We start from the raw sequence: 19,994 nt of genomic DNA on the forward strand, positions 1-19,994 counted from the left end.
ATGAAGAATGTTAATTGGCTCCGATGGCCATTGGAGCATTACTCGATATCATTGCTCATCGTGGGCATATTGTTTGTAATGGGCATCTACGGCATGTATGTGATGCCGAAGGACGAATTCCCCCATGCTACCATCCGTCAGGGTGTGGTAGTGGCAGTATATCCTGGTGCCACCAGCGAGGAGGTTGAACAACAAGTGGCCCGTCCGCTGGAGCGTTATCTCTTTACTTTTGGCGAGGTGAACCGTGTAAAAACCACCACACAGAGTCAGAACGGCATGTGTATCGTGATGGTGAAACTGAATGATGACGTGAACAATAAGGACGAGGTGTGGAGCAAAATCAAACACGGACTGAACGGCTTTAAGGCCCAGTTGCCTAGTGGTGTGCTGGCTATTGTGGTGAACGATGACTTTGGCAACACTTCGGCTCTGCTCATCGCCATCGAGAGCGACCAGCGCAGTTACCGCGAACTGAAACAGTACAGCGACGACCTGAGTGACCGCTTGCGCCGCATCTCCTCTGTGGCCAACGTCAAACTGTTTGGCGAACAGAAAGAGCAGATATCGCTCTATGTCGATCGCCAGCGCCTGCAGGCCTATGGCATTGGTCAGCAGATGCTCTTCTCACGCCTACAGGCACAGGGTATCACCACCATGAGTGGTGCTATCAGTGACGACGACCAGCAGATTCCTATCCACGTTGAGGCTCAGGAGAATAGCGAAGAGGAGATAGCCAACCAGATTATCTTTTCCGACCCAGTGACGGGTAAGGTGGCCCGTGTTCGCGATGTGGCCCGTGTGGTGCGCGAGTACGAGCCTAATTCGAGTCGTATCGAGCAGGATGGGCATCCCTGTGTGTTGCTCTCGATGGAGATGACACCGGGCAACAACGTGGTGCAGTATGGTCAGCAGGTTGACAAGGTGTTGAACGACTTCCGCCAGAACGAACTGCCTGAGGATGTAAAGGTTACCCGCATTGCCGACAAGCCTAAAGTGGTGGCTATGAGTGTGAGCGATTTTCTGCGCGACCTACTTATCTCGATGGCTATCATCATCCTGGTGATGATGGTGCTGTTTCCCCTGCGTTCGGCCATTGTGTCGGCCATCACCATCCCTTTAAGTACCTTCGTCAGCGTGGCTATCATGTATATGATGGGCATCGAACTGAACATCGTGACGCTGGCGGCACTTATTGTGGTGTTAGGAATGATTGTCGACAACTCGATTGTGGTCATCGATGGCTATCTGGAGTACTTAGGTAAAGGCTTTAAGCCGCACGATGCAGCTATCGAGTCGGCCCGCCAGTACTTTATGCCCATGCTGCTGGCCACCATCTGTATCTGCGCCATCTTCTATCCGTTCCTCATTACGATGAAAGGCATGTTCCACGACTGTCTGGAGGATTTCCCCGTTACCATTACCATCAACCTCATGGTGTCGCTGGTACTGGCCGTTACGGTAATCCCGTTCTTAGAGACGCGTATCATTAAACCTGATAAAGTGAGCGTTAATGGAAATGTGATAACAAATTGGGTTCAAAGAACTTACGATAAGGTGCTGGATTGGACTTTTGCCCATCCATGGTTAACGATTGGTAGTGGTGTTGGCGTTATTCTGCTCTCTACGTTGATAGCTCCAACGCTGAAGATACGTCTGTTCCCATACGCCGATCGCGACCAGTTTGCAGTTGAGATTTTCTTGCCTGAGGGTAAGGGACTGGCCGAGACCGAGGTGATTGCCGACTCTGTACAACACGTGCTTGAGAAGGATGAACGCATTACAGGCATCACTGGTTTTATCGGCTGTTCATCACCCCGATTCATGGATGCCTATGCCCCCCAGATGGCTGGTAATAACTATGCCCAGTTTATCGTAAACACCAAGAGCGATAAGGCTACACTCGACCTCTTGGCCCAGTATCAGCCACAGCTTAGTGAGGCGTTCCCCAATGCCTATGTCAAGTTCAAACGCTTGGATTATCTGGAAGTATCCGAACTGGAGTATCGCTTCTATGGCGACAACCTCGACTCGCTGCATGTTGTGGCCGAACGACTGATGGAACGCATGCGAAAGATGCCCGAACTGGAGTGGGTACATACCGACTATCTGCAGCCGTACCCCATCATCAATGTCGAACTCGATCCTGTAACATCGGCTCAGTTGGGCATCACCCGTACCACCGCCCAGTTGGCCCTCAGTGCCACATCTTCCGACCTGCGTGTAGGTCAGGTGTGGGAAAAGGATTACGAACTGCCTGTGGTGGTAAAGGACGATACCGATATGACCTTCTCGGACGTAGCCAACTTAGGCATTGCATCACCAGCGTCGATGGTATCTGGAGGTCTGCGAAGCACCAATTCCACAGTGCCTCTTCGTCAGATTGCCAAGGTGCAGCCTCAGTGGAGTGAGAGTCGCATCATGCATCGTGGTGGCGAGCGTTGTATCACCGTTACCGCCCAGTTTGCGCAGGGTGTGTTTACGGCACCTGTTGAGAAGGAAATAGCCCGAATGATGAACGAGGATATTAAGCTACCCGAGGGTGTTCGCACCGAGGTGGGCGGCGAGATAGAGTATGGCGACGAAGCCCTGCCACAGATCTTCGGTGGCATCATCATCGCAGAGGTTATCGTATTCTTCTTCCTGTTGTTCAACTTCAAGAAATACGGTGTCACAACCGTATGTATGGTGGCTTTGGCGCTGATGGTTCCCGGTGCGCTTATTGGTCTCGGACTGATGAATCGCGCCCTCGGCCTGACTTCTATCTTCGGACTCATCACCCTGATGGGAATGATTATGCGTAACGAGATACTTATTTTCGAGCATGCCATCGATTTGATTAAACAGCATGTGGCAGTGAATGGCGACTGGACGGTTGATCGCAAGGCTTATAATCTGGCTGTGCGTCAGGCGGCCTATGATGCCGGTAAGCGCCGTATGGTGCCCATCTTCTTGACTACAGCTACAACAGCTGTTGGTGTGGTACCGATGATTATCGCCCAGAGTTCGTTCTGGATGCCCGTGGGTGTTACCATCTTCGCTGGTGGTATCGGCTCGCTCATCATGGTAGTCACCATGCTCCCCGTCATTTATTGGAAGGTTTCGACTAAGTGAGAGAAGTAAGAGCATGCTCTCACTTCCGAACGTGAGAAAGCTCAATGTAGTTAAGGTTTCGACTAAATAAGAGAAGTATCAACTTAATAAAAAGAAACAGACGATGAAAAGATTCTGCATAAGTTTATCATTTATCATTTGTCATTTATCATTTAGCGTAGCGCAGACCTATACTTTGCAGCAGATTAAGGATTCTGCCTTGCACAATAACTTTGCCATCCGTAGCGCCAGATATGGTGTTGAGGCTGCCCAACAGCAGCGCAAGGAGGCATTTACCAAATATTTCCCTAGTGTGAGTGGTACTGGTTTGTGGTTTAATGCCAACAAGGGAATGGCGCAGACCACCATCAACCCTTCAGCGAGTATTTCGCCTGAGTTGGGTGCTGCCTTGGCTCAGTCGCTGCCCCAAGAGGCATTGGCAGCCTTGGCTAACCCCATCAGCATCTCGATGATGAAGAATGGTGCCATTGGCTCGCTCATGGCTGTGCAGCCCGTGTTTGCTGGCGGACAGATTATCAACGGCAACAAACTCGCTAAGGTTGGCGAGGAGGTGAGTCGCTTGCAGTTACAACTGTCGGAAAACGAGGTAGAGAAGACTGCCGAGCAATACTTCTGGCAGTTAGCCTCGTTGCAGGAGAAGATGAACACCGTCAATGCTGTAGATACCCTGCTGCGCGATATCTATAAAGATGTGGATGTGGCCGTGCGCGCTGGTGTGGCCATGCGTAACGATCTGCTGCAGGTACAACTGCGTCAGAACGATATCCAGAGTCAGCGTCTGAAGTTGCAGAACGGCATATCTATTGTCCGTCTGCTGTTGTCGCAATACTGCGGCCTCCGCGACACGTCGTTTGTCATCACTTATCAGTCGGATGCTCCTTCTGCACTTCTTTCCCGTCAAGATCATCATCAGGCGCTCTTTGGAACAGCTGAGTATCAGTTGTTGGATAAACAGGTTGAGGCTGCCAATCTGCAGAAGAAACTGGCCGTTGGTCAGAACCTGCCAACAGTAGCTGTTGGTGCAGGCTATAACTACCATAACCTGTTGGAAAACAACCACTCGTTTGGGATGATGTTTGCCACCGTGAATGTACCTATCAGCGATTGGTGGGGCGGCTCATACACCATCAAACGTAAAAAGATAGAGCACCAGAAAGCCGTTGAGCAGCTCGAGGATAATGCCCAACTGCTCAAGATTCGCATGCAGCATGCCTGGAATGGGGTAGAGGAGAGCTATCAGCAGTTGCAACTGGCTCAGCGTAGTATCGAACAGGCCAGTGAAAACCTTCGCCTCAACCGCAACTACTATCGTGCCGGCACCTCGAAAATGAGCGACCTGCTCGAGGCACAGCTACTCTACCAGCAAGCACTCGACAAGCATACCGATGCCTTTGCCGACTATCAGAACAAACTTCTGGAGTACAAACAAGCTACAGGCCAGTAAATATACAAGAATCCCCAAGCATTGATTAATCCTCCTCGCCCGTTTCTGCCTTTTTCATCTCGGAGAGGATATAGTAGGCGCCGCTGAGGGCAAACTGAGTGCCGGACTGGGGCGTGTGTGCGGGCTGGATCTCCACGAAGCCCTTTTCCTCGCGAATGCGGGTCACCTCGACAGGATGGAACGTCCATTGACCGGTGGCGTGGGTTGCGGTGAAGGCGTAGGTCTTGCCGGCATAGTCCACCACGCCCTCGGTGCTGAGTGCAGATGCTTGTTGGGTGTCGGTGGCTATCTTGCCGCAGAGGTAGAGCCCCTCGGCAAACTCGTGGTCGGGCCCCTCGATGGTGGCACGCACATGGGTGGCCTTGGGGTTGTTGTCGAAGATGCGGCCGATGGAGGTAATCTTACCCGTAAACTTGTCGCCGCACGATGACTTCAGTTCGAAGTTCACTGCCTGTCCCACACGGATGCGAGGCAGGTCCTTCTCGAATACCAGCAGGTCGGCATAGATGTCGTTGAAGTTGACGATGTGGAACACCTCCTGCTGACTGTCCACATACTGTCCCGTCTGGGCGCTGATCAGCTCCACGATGCCGCTGATAGGTGCGCGCAGGGCGATGGCGGTCACCGTCTTTCCCTCTGCCACGCTCTCAGGACTGATGCCCATCATGCGCAGCTGGGCGGCGGTGGTGCGCAGCTGTCCCTGTAACTGGCGATACTCCGACGTCACCTGCTGATACTCCCGACCCGAGCCCACATGCTCGTTGTAGAGCTTCTTCTGTCGTTCGTACTCGGCGACGACATATATCAGTCGGTTGTGGGCATCCAGATAACGGCTCTGCACGTCGAGCATATCGGGGTGCGACAGCGTGGCCAGCACCTGCCCCTTGGCAACCTTCTGTCCTTCGTGCACCAGTATCTGTCGGATATTTCCGCCCACCACGGGCGATACTGATGCCTGACTCTGTGGCGCTACGGCCAGTTTGCCGTTGGCCTCCACCTCGCCCGCAAACTCGTGCATGGGCAGCGGGCCGAACGCAATCTCCAGTTTTTTCACCTGTGCGTCGGTCAGGGTCACATCCGTTACCTCAACCTCTGCCTCTTCCGCTTCGTTCTCTGCTTCGTTCTTGCTGCCGCACGCTGTCATCAGCAACAGCAGCGCTAATATCATCGTGTTCTGTCTCATATCAATAATATATCATGTTCATTCTGTTAGTCATATATTCGCCGTAAACCGTCCAGTAGTCCAGCTGCACCTTGGCCGCCTCCTTCATGTTCTGGATGAAGTCTATATAGCCGATGGCACCCTCCTTGTACGATGCGATTGCCACGCGCTGCTGTTCGTCGGCTAGCGGCAGTTCCGTCTCGCGATAGTAGCGCAGTTGGTCGCTCCATTTCTCGTCGGTGGCAGTCAGGCGGCGCAGGTCGTTGTTCAGTTGCTGTTGGGTATGCTCCTGCCGGGCCATCTCTGCCTCGTGCTGCAACCGGCCCGACTTCGACTTGGCGCTGCGGGCCGCGCTGAACAGCGGCATACTCACGCCCACCTCATAGGTCCAGTAGCCCGACTTGTCGCCAATCTTCTGTGTACCTCCCTGCACGTAGAGTTTCGGCAGCAATTCCGCTTTCTCGGCCTTCACCTGCGTCTCAGCGAGTCTCACCTTTTCTTGGGCGAGCACGAGCGATGGATGATTATCCATTACCCATTCTTCATTCTCAATCATCAGTTGATTCTCTGGCCGATAGTCGGCACCTTCGCCCAGCCAGCGGTTCAGGTCCTGCAGGGCGATGCGCTCGTCCAGTTGCGCCTCGCTCAGGGCCAGCTGCGTCTGTCGCGCCTGCTGTTGGGCGCTGATATACTCCAGTTTCGCGGTGGTCTCCGTTTCGTAGCGCAACTGGGCCGCGCGCTCAAAATCGCGATAGATGGAGTCCAGATGCTGATATACCCGTGTGCGCTCCCTTGCCACGATGGCCGCAGCATAGTCGATGCCCACCTCGCGCATCAGTTCGCGCTCAGCCACCCGTGCCTCCGCCTCGGCCACTCGTGCCTGCTGACTCAGATAGCCCCTCCTGGCATCGATGCTCAGGATGTCCAGGTTCTGACGTACGGCAATGAGCGTGTAGGTGGCCTCGTTGCCGTGACCTATCTCCTCGCCACCTGTCGATATCTCAGTCTCGCCCAGGTCCAGCGCCGACTTCTTCAGCGCCTCTGCACTCTGCGTGTTCAGTCTTGCCGCGCGCATCGCCGGATAGCGGTCGACGGCCATCCGCTGCGCCTCCTCCAGACTGATGGTCTGCTGCGCCTTAAGTGTCGAAGGACTCACCAGCAGACAGGCCAGTGCAATGCCTGTCGCGATATGCTTGTTCATTTTCATTCTGATGGTTTTTTCTTCCAATGCATATAAAATAGGTACTACGATAAGTGTCAATACGGTGGCCGAGAACAGGCCGCCGATGACGACGGTAGCTAGCGGACGCTGCACCTCTGCACCTGCTGAACTGCTGATGGCCATGGGCAGGAAGCCGAGCATGGCAGCGGTGGCGGTGAGTAGGATGGGGCGCAGACGCTCGCGGGTGCCCGTCATGATGCGTTTGCGGAGGTCAGATACGCCTTCGGCCTGCAACGTGTTGAAGCGGTTGATAAGTACCAGACCGTTGAGCACGGCGACGCCGAAGAGCACGATGAAGCCCACGCCTGCGGATATGCTGAACGGCATGCCGCGCAGGGCCAATGCCAGAATGCCACCGATGGTGGCCAGTGGCACGGCTATATAGATCATGAGAGCCTGTCGCACGGAGCGCAGAGCGAAATAGAGCAGCACGAAGATGAGCAGCAGGGCGATGGGCATCACGACGGTGAGACGCTGTCGTGCATCCTCCAGATTCTGGAACTCGCCGCCATAGGTGATGTGATAGCCTACAGGCAACTGCAGCTGTGCATCAAGGCGCTCCTGTATCTCATCGACCAGTGACTGCACGTCGCGGCCTCGCACGTTTACACCCACATAGATACGTCGCGAGGCACGGTCGCGACTTATCTGCATCGGTCCTGGCTCGTAGCTCACACGGGCCACCTCCTTCAGGGGGATGAGTTCGCCGTTGGGCAGGTCGATATAGAGATTCTGTATGTCGTCGATGCTCTGACGCTCTTTTTGGTCCAGACGTATCACCATGTCGAAGCGCTTCTCGCCCTCGAAGATGACACCCGCCTTGGCACCGGCGAAAGCCGCCGATACATAGCTGTTCAGCTTCTGGATGTCGAGACCGTAGCGGGCGATGCGTTCCCGGTCGTAGCGAACGGTGATCTGCGGCAGTCCGGCGGTACGCTCCAGTGCCACGTCCTCGGCACCGTCTATGCGACTGATGATGGCAGCCATCTTCTCGCCGATGACATTCAGCGTGTCGAGATCTTCGCCATACACCTTTACGGCGATGTCCTCGCGTACACCCGTCAGCAGTTCGTTGAAGCGCAGTGCCACAGGTTGCGAGAACGAGAAATTAAGTCCTGGCAGCGTGTTCAGCACTTCGAGCATACGCTCAATGAGTTCCTCCTTCGTTGAGGCCTTCTTCCACTTCGACTTGTCTTTCTCCAGAATGATGAACGAGTCGGTATAGTCGAAGCCCATGGGGTCGGTGGGGATGTCGGCCACACCGATGCGGGCGCATACGGTCTTAATCTCGTCGGGGAAGTTCTGCAGCAGCAGACGCTCCACCTCCTGCTCGCGCTTGACGGTCTCCTGCAGCGACGAGCCCGGTCGCAGGAAGGTCTGCATGGCGATGTCGCCCTCGTCGAGTTCCGGGATGAATTCACCGCCCATACGACTGAAGATGAGTCCTGCTATGAGGAAGAGGCCTACGGCGATGCCGAGCACCAGTCGCTTACGACTGAGTGAATAGATCAGCAGTGGGGCGTACCAGCTCTGTATGCGCTGCATGATGCGCTCGCTGAGCCCCTTCAGCCATGCCTCCATACGTGCCAGCAGACTCTGCCCGCTTTTCATGGGGCGCAGCATCAGTTCACTGGCCACAGGCACGTAGGTCAGACAGAGTATCAGTGCGCCCAGTATGGCAAAGGCGAAGGTGTAGGCCATCGGCTGGAACATCTTGCCGCTCACGCCCGTAAGGAATAAGATAGGTGTGAAGACGATGAGGATAATCAGCTGTCCGAAGAAGGCAGACCCCATCATCGTCGAGGCGCTCTCGTAGCTGATATGGGCCATAGAGCCCGCTGTCGTCTGCCCGTCGGGTTTCTCGTCGAGAAGCCGTTCCACCCTCGCCACGATACCCTCTACGATAATCACGGCGCCATCCACGATGATGCCGAAGTCTATGGCACCCAGACTCATCAGGTTGGCCGACACGCCGAAGAGGTGCATCATGATGAAGGCGAAGAGCAGGGCCAGGGGTATGACCGATGCCGTGATGATGCCGCCGCGCACGCTGCCCATCAGCAGCACCAGTACGAAGATGACTATCAGCGCCCCCTCTATCAGGTTCTGCGCTATCGTGCCCGTGGTGCGGGCTATGAGGTTGCTGCGGTCCAGAAACGGCACTATGCGCACGTCGGCAGGCAGACTTTTCTGTACCTCCTCCATGCGCTTTTTCACAGCCGTCACCACCTTGTCAGAGTTGGCACCTTTCAGCATCAGTATCATGCCGCCCACGGCCTCGTGACCGTCCTGCGTAAAAGCCCCGTAGCGCACCTGATGGCCGAAGCGCACGTCCTCGGCAACATCGCTGATGAGCACAGGCACACCGCCCTCATGCTTCACCACTATCTGCTTGATGTCGTCGATACTCTTCACCAGTCCCTCTCCACGGATGAAACTGGCCATATGGTCCTTCTCGATATAGGCGCCGCCCGTGTTCACGTTGTTCTTGCTCAGCGCGTCAAACACCTCCTGCATCGTCACGCGGCGGGCGTTCAGCTGCTCGCTGCTCAGCGCTATCTCATACTGCTTGATGCTGCCGCCGAAGGAGTTCACCTCCACCACGCCGGGTATCATCGACAGCTGTCGCTTCACCACCCAGTCCTGCATCGTGCGCAGTTCCTGCGGCGTATATCCCGACGTGTCGCGTGGTTGCAGCGTATATTGGAAAATCTCGCCCAGGCCCGTCGTGATAGGACCCATCTCCGGCTTACCGAAACTCTCAGGAATCTGTTCCTCCACCTCGTCCAGCTTCTCCTTCACCAGCTGTCTCGGCAGGTAGGTACCCATGTCCTCGCGAAACACCACCGTCACCACCGACAGCCCGAATCGCGATACCGAGCGTATATCCTCCACGCCCGGCAGGTTGGCCATTGCCAGTTCTACGGGGTAGGTCACAAACTGCTCGATGTCGAGCGTCGATAGGTTGGGCGCCGACGTAATCACCTGCACCTGATTGTCGGTGATGTCAGGTGTCGAGTCCACGTTGATATTCCTCATGCTGTACAGCCCGCCGCCCACAATTGCCGCCAGCAGCAACAGCACCACGAATTTGTGGTGAATAGAATAGTAAATGATTCTGTTGATCATACCTTTGTTTCAATTTTGGGTGCAAAGGTACGTCATAGGTTTCGCAACTCAGTTGCAATGATTGTGTTATCTGTAGGAATTGCAGTTTGATTATGGTTTATAACCAGTCTGCCACACGGCTTTGACGCCCTCGCAGAAGTCGTAGAGGATTTGTCGGCCCTGGATGCGGCGTCCTGCTGGGAGGAAACCACAGACGATGCGGGTGATGTGTCGGCGGATGTTGAAATCCTTCGGATCATCCACACCGATGCTTTCTACACGCAGACTGAAACGACCTATGCCAGGAAGAATAACAGTCTGTCCCTCGGTAAGTTTTTGCTTCAGAATGTCTTGTAGCTCGGTTACTACGCCCACAACAGCACCTTCGGAAAAACCGCTGTTACGACAAGCCTCAGCAGCTATCTCATCGAGCGTTACCTCGCCCTGACTTACAGTTTTTGCAAAATATTTCCCATAAGAATTGCTGCTCTTAATATTGTTCTTGATAAGTTTAATGTGTACTGCCATTTTTTTTATCTGTTTTTTTTAGTTATCTATCACTTTTGTTTCTAATGTGTTTAATATCAGTCCTTTATATGAGGTGATAGATGTTTATTATCTATCACTACTATCACTCACAGTAAAACAACTTGTTTTACTTTCTAAAGTGCCGTCTTTTACCATTATAAAGGCTATCTGCGACATAGTAAAACAACTTGTTTTGCTTTTTGCGATTATATCTCTTCAACTCTGAAGACCGACCCTTTGTTTAAGCGTTTATGCTGATAACCCATTTTAGTCAACCTTCTTCCGAGTTCGACGTCAGTTCCTTTCGTAATTGTAAAAGTAGGGAATAGCTTTTCAAGTCGCTTCATCATCGCCTGGAGTGAGACATATTTCGCATCATCCGGCGTCTCTTCGGGCGCCAGGTAGGTGAGTGCTATCATCTGCTCGTAGTTGTTTACCTGCTGAAACTGCTCGTTCTGCTGCATGATATGTGCATTCTCCTCGTCCTCAAACCAGTAGTGGCGCCCCTGTTGCAGCTCGGCATAAAGCTGGGCGTAGAGTTGGTCGTATGGGATAATTCCCGAGTTGTCAATCTCATCGGCATAGATGCAGATGAAACGTCGCGAGCCAGTAGGGTCGGTCAGCGGACGTCGGTTGTTGGTGGTGGCGATGAACGAGGCGAAGCGCTGGCGCTCCTCCATCGTCTTGCCATACGGCGGACGGAACTTCACGTCGTGCTTCGAGATGAGATACTTCAGGATGGGCTGCTGCGACTTCGACATGGCATCGAACTCGTCGATGTTGATGAGCGCGTAGCCCGACATGGCGAGGAAGATGTCGTTGTCGTTCTTCATCGACAGACGGTCGTTATAGTACATCTGCAAGTATTCTGGCAGCAGGCGTCGGCAGAAAGTGGACTTTCCAGACCCCTGCGGACCGATGAGCATGGGCACGATGGCATTGCCGTGCTGCCGGTCCTTACCCAGCCACTGGGCCACCATCGAGAGCATCCATGTATGGAAGTCGCTCTCCCAATGTTTATTGTCGGTCTTCACCCGTCGAGCCAGCTCACCTACATAGTCGTGCTTGCCGTTCCATTTAGGCAGGTGGCGCAGATAATCCTCCATCGGGTAGTATCTGGGTATGAGGTTTGAGTCGATATAGCGGTTCAGATCCTTGTCCCACGACTCAACACCCGCTTTCAGTGCCTGGATGGCCATGGTGTTGCGGGCAGCTTGGTCAAGCGGCAGGAAACCGTAGCCCACGGCGTTCTTGCGGTATTCGGGTGTGCCCGTCATCACGTTGAGGCGCAGGGTGTAGTGCTCCTTCATATAGGCCTCGGTCTTAAAGGTCAGCAGTGCTGATGGACGTGTAAACCTCATCGGGATGGTCTTCAGGGTTTTACGGAGATAGGCTGTCTTGAATACGCTCTCGATGGCCTCTCGGCTGAGGCTGTCGGTGAGCAGGGGGATGAACGATGCCACGCGGGCGCACCATGCCTGGGGCAGTCCCATGATGCGACAACCGTCGGCCAACTGTTCGAGAACGGCGCTGGCGAAAAGCTCATCACCCTTCAAGTCATAATATTTCTCGATGGCAGCATCCAGACAGTCGTGGAATCGGCGCATCCGACTGTCGCGCAGACTGAGCCCGGGAATCTCCTCCGGATAGTTGTAGTCGCTGATGTCCTCCTGTATTGGGCGGAACTCTGGTGTCGTTTCAGGTTCTGACGAAACGGTGATGGCGATGGCCGATGGGCTGTAGAATGGCTGCGGGTCGTAGCTGACCTTGCATGCCGTCGCGAAACTGGGCTCATGCTCTGCAAGTAGTGTGCCGAGCTGCGACGAATAGATGTAATGCAGTTTGCGGAAGGCGTTGAGCAATGCTGTCTCTGACGGATCTCCATCCGAAACCGTGTAAGGACATACGATGTGGAGCGAATGACCGTCGTGCCCCATGAAGCAGAGTAGGGTATAGGGCTGCATGGCGGCCATGCGCTTATACTCTTCTACGGTACTCATGTCACGCAGGTTCTCCAGAGATAGCAGTATCAGGCAGTTGTAATTTTTCACCTTCAACTCGCCGTTCTGTTTCACCCATTCTGCTGCAAAACAGACCTCCTTCTTGAAGTCGCGGACATACTGCTGGCGGTAGGTGCCATTCCTCAAATTTGCTACAAACTCATCGAATTCCTCACGCGTAAAACTCTTTTCTTTTTTGTTTGTGTTGATTATAGTTATTTTCATTTTTATGTTGATTAATTTGATGCTACAAAGGTACAAAATTTTTTGGTAAAACACAAACGTTTTACAATAAATTTTGCATCAAATTCTAAAAAAGTGATAGATAAATATAATCTATCACTCTAGTTATCTTATTGATTATAATGTTGTTATGCAGAAAAGTGATAGATACGTCTTTTTTTTCTTTTATTATTAGAATCTGTCTAACTCTACAACAGGCCAGCCATAGTCCTGATAATAGCGCACTGCTAAACCCTTGCGCTTCACATATTCGCTCAGCTGTTCGCGTCTGACGGCTTCGCGTACCTTCTGATTAGAGTGCATCTGCTGATACAAATCAAAGTGCCTGCCGAAGATGCGCTTGGCACTTGGCAGATAGCCAGCCCCATCAACAGTTTGTTCGAAAGCTGTCACGCAGTAGTCTGTACCTTGCTTTTTCAGCAGTATGAGTCCAGAGTGGTTGCCACCCGATACCGTCTTGAGCGTATCGCCGGCTATGTTGTACCAATCCACCCAGAAGTCGCCCCACACGCTGTCGCCCTCCTCGGCCACCATCATCAGCGTGGGTATACACATCTTCCCATGTCGATAGTGCTGTCCTATTTCCTTCGCAAGATAGTCGCTAATGGCCTGTCTCCTGGCCTGCTCGTCGCGGTTTTGGGCAATATGACGTATGCAGTCTGCTTTGTGATTGTCAAAGTCGGCTAACAGCCACTTGCCATCCACTTGCTCCATCGTCAGCTGGTGCTCCTCAATATCAGTCGTTTCATCGAACGAGCCATCCTCCCATTTCTGTCTTACTTTGATGGTGGCTGTAGCATGATTGTCATCGATTATCTCTACGCCAACCACTTCATAGTCGGCTATCGTACCGCCATTGCCTGTTACGAAGTAGTACAGCCACTCATGATCCATCGCCTCATGCTCAGGCAGGTGATTGAATATCGTGTCGAGCACGGTGTAGAAATCATTTGTGAGATACTCGTGCGAACCCTCCCGCAGTTCGTGGTCGGGGATATACTTGCACAATTCGGCAGCCCGTTCTTTTAACTGCTCCTCACTTATTTCTGTTGAGGCACCTCCATGTTGCCTTACGTTGCATGACGACGGCATCATCATTGCCATTATCACTGTTACAGCCAAAGATATAATCTTCTTCATCGTATTATTTTATAGTTTTGCGCAAAGTTACTTTTACCACCATAACAACACAAAAGATATGTTTCCGTTTGCAAATATAGAAAATGTTTTCTTCTCATCAAAGCAATCTAAACAAAACTTTCATAAATAACATGTCTTTTTAATTGTTAAAAATGTCTTGTAAAGCGGATGTTTTCCGCATTAACCTAACATGAAATAGGGAAAAAGAACTAACTTTGCACTCGTATTACCTAAATTGTATAAACAGGATTATCAACGTTCATTAAAAATAAAATGAAGAAGATTATTTGCCTATTGGTTATAATAGGACTTCAGTATGCGGTGCCGATGAGGGGCTTCGCACAACGTATGCAATCATTCGATGGGGGCTGGAGATTCCATCGTGGCGAAGTGATTAACGCGGAGGCGGCGGAGTTCGACGACTCACGATGGCGCGAGGTAATCGTGCCACATGACTTCAGTATGGAGCCGGTGGCCTACACTCACGACTACCGAGGGGAAACGGTGGAGTGGAAGGACTGGCAGGTGGGACCCTTCTCGCGTCTCAGCATCGGCGACTTGGACTCTGGACAGACGGTCGGTGGCACGGGCTGGTATCGCAAGGCTTTCACCTTGCCAATGAGTGGTGGTTCTTTGGATGAGATACTCAAGAATAAGATGTTTCGCCTGCGCTTCGATGGCGTATACAATCAGGCTGAGGTGTGGGTGAACGGCAAGAAGGCTGCGATGAACGTGTATGGCTACATGCCTTTCGTATTTGATTTGAATAGTATTCTGAGAGACAAAGCGAACCGCGACCCCATGGATGAGAGCCGCGTGACCATTGCCGTGAAGGCGGTGAACGAGGGCCTGAACTGCCGCTGGTATTCGGGCAGCGGCATCTTCCGCCATGTGTGGTTAGAGACGACCGACAGACTGCACCTTGACGCATGGGACACGTATGTCGATGCGTCGGTGGTGAATGGGAAAAATGCCGTGGTGAAGGTTTTGGCAAAGATCTTCGACACGAACGCTACGACGGCTGAAGGCACGATAAAGGTACAGATTATAGACGCCGAAGGGCGCGAAATTGCTACAGGGGGAAGCGAACTGACGATAAAGTCTCCGCACCTGTGGTCAATAGACAATCCCTATCGCTATAAAGCCCGCATCAGCCTGCTTGATGTTGATAAGAGCGTTCGCGATGTCCTGGAAATCCCCTTTGGCATCCGCACCATCACGTTCTCTGCTGATAAGGGTTTCCTGCTCAACGGTAAGTCGGTGAAGCTTCGCGGCGGCTGCGTCCACCACGACAACGGACTGTTGGGGAGTGCTGCCATCGACCGCGCCGAGGTGCGCAAGGTGGAGCTGATGAAAGCACAGGGCTACAATGCCGTGCGCACGAGCCATAACCTGCCAACGGAGGCCTTCCTCAATGCCTGCGACTCGCTGGGTATGCTGGTTATCGACGAGTGCTTCGATCAGTGGGAGGAGCAGAAACGTAAGGATGACTACAGTAATTACTTCTCACATGAAAAGCAGACCATCATTGACGGCAAGCCTGTGGGCATGGGTGTGACTAATTTTGAATACGACGCTGCCCTCATGGTGCGCCGCGACCGTAATCATCCCTGTGTCATTATGTGGAGTATCGGCAACGAGATTGCCCAGCGCTCCGACGTGCCTCGCGGCAAGGAAATTGCCGAGGCCATCACGCGCGCCATCAAGCAGGAGGACTCGACACGGCCGACGACGCTGGCCGTGAACGACTATTGGGATCGCACGGCGCAGAAGATGTCTTGGGACAAGGACTCGCCACGCGCCTTCGACCTCGTCGAAGTGGGCGGCTACAACTACGAGCAGCGCCGCTATGAGAGCGACCATGAGAAATTCCCAGAGCGCATCATGTACGGCTCGGAGACGTACCCTAATGCCATTGGCGGCAATTGGCGTCTTGTGGAGAAGCACCCTTACGTCATCGGTGATTTTGTGTGGACGGCCATCGACTATATCGGCGAGGCGGGGCTTGGGCATGCCCTCGAACGTAGCGACCGAGGCCGTTGGATTCAACTGCTGGCCTGGCCGTGGTTCAACGCCTGGTGCGGCGACATCGACCTTGTAGGTAACAAAAAACCGCAGAGCTATTATAGGGATGTGGTGTGGGGAGAGCGCCCGATAGCGATGGCTGTGCGCCCTTCGGTGACCGACGGTGAATATGAGGACGCATTGGGCTGGTGCTGGACTGCCGAAGAGAATCACTGGCAGTGGGGAGGTTATCTGCCTGTAGATATTCGTCCTGAGAAATACGATAACGCAACTTTAAAGGCTGGTGTAGTACACGATGTAAACGGCCACCGTAGCGACTCCCTTCGTGTAAATGTCTATACACGTGAGTCACGTGTCTGCCTGTCAATAAATGGGCGTGTCATTGGCGAGCAGGATGTTAATCCTGAGACATTCACCGCATCATTCCGCGTGGCTTACGAACCCGGCGAACTGAAAGCAGAAGTTATCAAAGGAAAAAAGGCGGGCATCGTATTCCGCACCCCTGGCGCCCCTGCAGCCATCCAATTTATACCTGTAAACAAAAACATCACTGCCTCGCACAATGATCTTGCTTACGTGTATATCAAAGTGGTTGATGCCGATGGCAACCTATGTCCTACCGCTGAGATTCCCCTCGACATCAAGACCTCGGGTGCTCGTCACATCGCTGTTGCCGGAACTGGTCATCCCTACGATGTCCACTCGTTCCGCTCGCTTACACCCACGACTTTCCGTGGTCAGGCGCTCCTCATCATCCAGCCCCAAGAAGAAAAGGGCGGCGTCACCATCAATGTGTCTTCACCTAAGCTCAAGTCCCAAGGGACGTACAGCATTGAGATGAAGTGACATATTTTTCATTTATTCGATTCTGTTTTTACTTGTTAATGGTAAGTTGTCAGAAGAGCCGCCGACGAGGATGTCGATGTTGTCGGATGCCAAAGTCCAGGTCTGGGCTGCTTCATCCCAGTGGCATAGGTCGGAGCGACGAATGGGTATGGTCACCATCTTTCGTTCACCTGCCTTCAGCGCTACACGGCAGAAACCCTTTAGCTCCTTTGTTGAACGGGCAACATAGACCTGTGCCACCTCTTCGGCATCACGGTCAGAGGTATTGGAGAGCGTGAAACTGACGTCGAAGCCCTCAGTTGTAGGTTTAACGTTCAAGTCACTGTAAGTAAACGTAGCATAGGAGAGTCCATAGCCGAATGGATAGGCGGGAGCAATATGTTTCTGATCATACCAACGGTAACCAACAAGATCCTGCTCTGCATAGTCGGCGATGAGCTGTTGACGGCGCTCATTGCTGCGATTGCGGGTGAGATCTACGAAAATATCGCCTTGATTGTTGTTCTCGATGGTCTGTGGATAGGTGCCTGTGGCGTAAGCCGGCACATCCTCCAGCTTCTTGGGCCAGGTCATCGGCAGTTTACCCGACGGAGAAATCTTACCCGTGAGAACCTCGGCGAGAGCCTGACCACCCATGGAACCATTGAACCATGAGGCGACCAATGTCGCAGAAACCTCGTTTACTGTCGAGATATCTACTGGTCCGCCAGAGACGATAACTGTCACTAATCGTTTGTTTGCCTTAGCGAGTGCAAGCGCCAGTTCATCCTGTCCAGAGGGCAGGGTGATGGTCTTACGGTCTGACCCCTCGGTTTCTACCTCGCGGTTGTTTCCGGCAAAGAAGATGACGAGGTCGGCATTCCTAGCTGCTTCTACGGCCTGAGCCACAAGCTCGTGGTCGGCAGGCTGAATAGGGCTGAGACGCTTGTTCCTTGTCTCACGATCGAAACTCTTATAACCTGGGACGTAGGTGATTGTCACTTGATTGCCAAGTATTCTTTGCAGGCCTTCGAGTGGTGTGATCTCACAACGTGTCTTTACGCCAGCTCCCACACCGCCAAGTGCCATTTTTGTAACGGCATTCTCACCGACGACAGCGATGCGTTTCACTTTTTTCGTGTTTATAGGTAGCATCTTTTCGTTCTTCAACAGCACGATGCTGCGACGGGCTATTTCTAATGCGGTTGCCATCTCCTCGGCATTGCCTACAGGTTTAGTGTTGGCAGCATCTTTGGCTATCGGTTTCACCGTCAGACGGACGCGAAGGATCTCTCTGACACGCTGGTTGATAACCGCCTCACTCACTTTCCCGGCCTTCACAGAGTCGAGTAGTGCCTGCCCCATATAACGACTACCGGGCATCTCTACGTTCATGCCTGCTGTCACAGCATCGACGGTGGAATGGACACCGCCCCAGTCACTGATGACCATACCGGGGAATCCCCACTGTTGGCGGAGAATGGTCGTGAGCAGTGCCTTGTTCTCCGAACACCATCGGCCGTTCACTTTGTTATACGCAGCCATGACACCCCAGGCATCGGCCTCGCGTATGGCCATCTCGAAGGGACGAAGGTATATCTCATGCATGGCACGGTCTGAGATACGCACATCGACGAAGCCGCGGTAGTCCTCCTGATTATTCAGTGCATAGTGTTTCAGACACACCGCCGTGCCGTCGTCCTGTGCTCCCTTGGTATAAGCCACGGCGAGCATGCCGCTTAGGATGGGGTCTTCGCTCAGATACTCATAGGTACGTCCACCTGTGGGGATGCGCTGTATGTTGATGGCGGGACCGAGAATCATATCCTTGCCACGCAGCCTGGCCTCGCGGCTCATGCCCCGTCCGTAGGCGTAGGCCCACTCTGTGCTCCATGTTGCAGCCAGTGCCGAGCCTGTGGGGAAGAAGGTCGCCGAATCTGTTGTCAGATTGACGGAGTTCCACGAGTGAGGCTCCATCTCTTCACGGATACCGAAAGGTCCGTCAGCGTATTCCATGTCGGCGATGCCCAGTCGCGGGATACCTGCCGAAGAAAACATGTTTTTTCCATGAAGCATCTCAATCTTCTCTTCAAGCGCCATGCCTTTGATGATGTCGTCAATTTCTGTCTCGTGACTGAGTAATCTGTACGGAATGCCTTGTATCATACCTCCTTCTACTTTAACAATAGAGTTTTGTCCCCAGGCAAGAGCCGCCATCAGACTTACTGTCAATAATGCCAGTTGGTTCTTCATATTTTATGGAACTTTTTTGATGTAATTATGATATTCATTTACCTGATAAAATTCATGAATGCTGGGAACTCATCGCGCTGGGGGGCAGGATTGCCGTCGGCATGAATCTTCTTAAGCAGAAATGCCATGTTGGTGGCAAGGGTGCGCATTGTCTGCATGCCCTCGGTGTCGAGTTTTACTTCGCCCTTACCTGCTCCGTAGGCGATGTTCCAGTACTGTGAGGTTACTACAGGCATGTTCATCATCTCGAACATCATGTTCATGGTCTGGAGTGTAGCCGTAGCACCACCTCGACGGCAGACAGCCAATGCCGCTGCAGGCTTGTTCTGAACCAGATGTCCTGTAGAGTAGAACAGCCGCTGCATTAGCGAGAGAATACCACCATTCGGCTGACCGTAATAGACAGGAGTTCCTACGATGAGTGCATCTGATTCTTTCATTTTCTCAGCAATCACACTACACATATCATCATCGAATGCACAGCCTGCACCGTTGTTCTGTCGGCAGCCGCCGCAGTTGATGCACATACGGACTGGCTTGCGACCAATCTGAACAATCTCCGACTCCACGCCGTGTTTCTGCAACGTAGCCTCAATTTCCTTCAGGCAACAGAACGTGTTGCCGTCGGTGCGCGGGCTGCCGTTTACCAATAACACTTTGGGGGTCTTGACACCTGTCACGTTGTTCAACATCGCCGACACAGGCGATACGACAGCTGCTCCTGCAGCCGCCATCGTTGCTTTCTTGATAAAATCTCTTCTGTTCATTTTTCGTATTTGTTTTTGTGGGCTATTATGGCTTAGTAAGACATAATGATTAATAATTGAACTTTTTCTTTATTTTCCTTGCAAATATAGTGGTTTTCAATGAAATATCGAAATTATGTTTAAGTTTGTGCCAAGTTTTGAGAATTATTAGCATTTTCGCAAACCT

At 52.7% G+C, this 19,994-nt stretch carries 10 protein-coding genes; 3 read left to right on the forward strand and 7 right to left on the reverse strand.

The genetic code is table 11. The features are described 5' to 3' along the window. Nucleotides 1-3,111: an efflux RND transporter permease subunit gene (locus BMX82_RS00250; protein ID WP_036911927.1), complete on the forward strand. Its 3,111-nt coding sequence runs from the start codon at nucleotides 1-3 to the stop codon at nucleotides 3,109-3,111. Nucleotides 3,112-3,214: 103 nt separating this feature from the next. Continuing rightward, a complete protein-coding gene (locus BMX82_RS00255; protein WP_091765078.1) occupies nucleotides 3,215-4,555 on the forward strand; it encodes a TolC family protein in 1,341 nt (446 codons plus the stop codon). 25 nt (nucleotides 4,556-4,580) lie between these two features. Here BMX82_RS00255 and BMX82_RS00260 read toward each other — a convergent pair whose 3' ends face one another. The 5 genes from BMX82_RS00260 to BMX82_RS00280 all read right to left on the reverse strand — a co-directional run bounded on the left by BMX82_RS00260 (nucleotide 4,581) and on the right by BMX82_RS00280 (nucleotide 13,958). Next, complete coding sequence (locus BMX82_RS00260) at nucleotides 4,581-5,738, reverse strand: efflux RND transporter periplasmic adaptor subunit (RefSeq protein ID WP_091765081.1); 1,158 nt, start codon at nucleotides 5,736-5,738, stop codon at nucleotides 4,581-4,583. Between the two features lies 1 nt (nucleotide 5,739). Then, nucleotides 5,740-10,068 (reverse strand): CusA/CzcA family heavy metal efflux RND transporter, encoded by a 4,329-nt coding sequence (locus BMX82_RS00265; RefSeq protein WP_091765084.1) that lies wholly within the window; start codon nucleotides 10,066-10,068, stop codon nucleotides 5,740-5,742. A 90-nt stretch (nucleotides 10,069-10,158) separates the two neighbouring features. Continuing rightward, a complete protein-coding gene (locus BMX82_RS00270) occupies nucleotides 10,159-10,575 on the reverse strand; it encodes an HU family DNA-binding protein (RefSeq protein WP_091765086.1) in 417 nt (138 codons plus the stop codon). Between the two features lie 206 nt (nucleotides 10,576-10,781). Further along, complete coding sequence (locus tag BMX82_RS00275; RefSeq protein ID WP_091765090.1) at nucleotides 10,782-12,800, reverse strand: VapE domain-containing protein; 2,019 nt, start codon at nucleotides 12,798-12,800, stop codon at nucleotides 10,782-10,784. Between the two features lie 189 nt (nucleotides 12,801-12,989). Next, nucleotides 12,990-13,958: a hypothetical protein gene (locus BMX82_RS00280; RefSeq protein WP_091765092.1), complete on the reverse strand. Its 969-nt coding sequence runs from the start codon at nucleotides 13,956-13,958 to the stop codon at nucleotides 12,990-12,992. A gap of 273 nt (nucleotides 13,959-14,231) precedes the next feature. Here BMX82_RS00280 and BMX82_RS00285 point away from each other — a divergent pair, with 273 nt between their 5' ends. Continuing rightward, a complete protein-coding gene (locus BMX82_RS00285; RefSeq protein WP_255396511.1) occupies nucleotides 14,232-16,829 on the forward strand; it encodes a glycoside hydrolase family 2 TIM barrel-domain containing protein in 2,598 nt (865 codons plus the stop codon). Nucleotides 16,830-16,841: 12 nt separating this feature from the next. Here the strand turns inward: BMX82_RS00285 and BMX82_RS00290 are convergent, their stop codons facing one another. Both BMX82_RS00290 and BMX82_RS00295 read right to left on the reverse strand, forming a co-directional pair. Next, the gene (locus tag BMX82_RS00290; RefSeq protein WP_255396512.1) at nucleotides 16,842-19,061 is read right to left on the reverse strand and encodes a glycoside hydrolase family 3 C-terminal domain-containing protein; all 2,220 of its coding nucleotides are present in this window, start codon (nucleotides 19,059-19,061) and stop codon (nucleotides 16,842-16,844) included. 38 nt (nucleotides 19,062-19,099) lie between these two features. Further along, a complete protein-coding gene (locus BMX82_RS00295) occupies nucleotides 19,100-19,828 on the reverse strand; it encodes a flavodoxin family protein (RefSeq protein ID WP_091765098.1) in 729 nt (242 codons plus the stop codon). Between the last annotated feature and the right edge of the window lie 166 nt (nucleotides 19,829-19,994).

This window comes from Prevotella sp. khp7, assembly GCF_900109055.1.
GTDB lineage: Bacteria > Bacteroidota > Bacteroidia > Bacteroidales > Bacteroidaceae > Prevotella.

Coding starts and splice junctions, on each gene's coding strand:
- BMX82_RS00250 (WP_036911927.1), top strand. CDS start 1: ATGAAGAATGTTAATTGGCTCCGATGGCCATTGGAGCATTACTCGATA.
- BMX82_RS00255 (WP_091765078.1), top strand. CDS start 3,215: ATGAAAAGATTCTGCATAAGTTTATCATTTATCATTTGTCATTTATCA.
- BMX82_RS00260 (WP_091765081.1), bottom strand. CDS start 5,738: ATGAGACAGAACACGATGATATTAGCGCTGCTGTTGCTGATGACAGCG.
- BMX82_RS00265 (WP_091765084.1), bottom strand. CDS start 10,068: ATGATCAACAGAATCATTTACTATTCTATTCACCACAAATTCGTGGTG.
- BMX82_RS00270 (WP_091765086.1), bottom strand. CDS start 10,575: ATGGCAGTACACATTAAACTTATCAAGAACAATATTAAGAGCAGCAAT.
- BMX82_RS00275 (WP_091765090.1), bottom strand. CDS start 12,800: ATGAAAATAACTATAATCAACACAAACAAAAAAGAAAAGAGTTTTACG.
- BMX82_RS00280 (WP_091765092.1), bottom strand. CDS start 13,958: ATGAAGAAGATTATATCTTTGGCTGTAACAGTGATAATGGCAATGATG.
- BMX82_RS00285 (WP_255396511.1), top strand. CDS start 14,232: ATGAAGAAGATTATTTGCCTATTGGTTATAATAGGACTTCAGTATGCG.
- BMX82_RS00290 (WP_255396512.1), bottom strand. CDS start 19,061: ATGAAGAACCAACTGGCATTATTGACAGTAAGTCTGATGGCGGCTCTT.
- BMX82_RS00295 (WP_091765098.1), bottom strand. CDS start 19,828: ATGAACAGAAGAGATTTTATCAAGAAAGCAACGATGGCGGCTGCAGGA.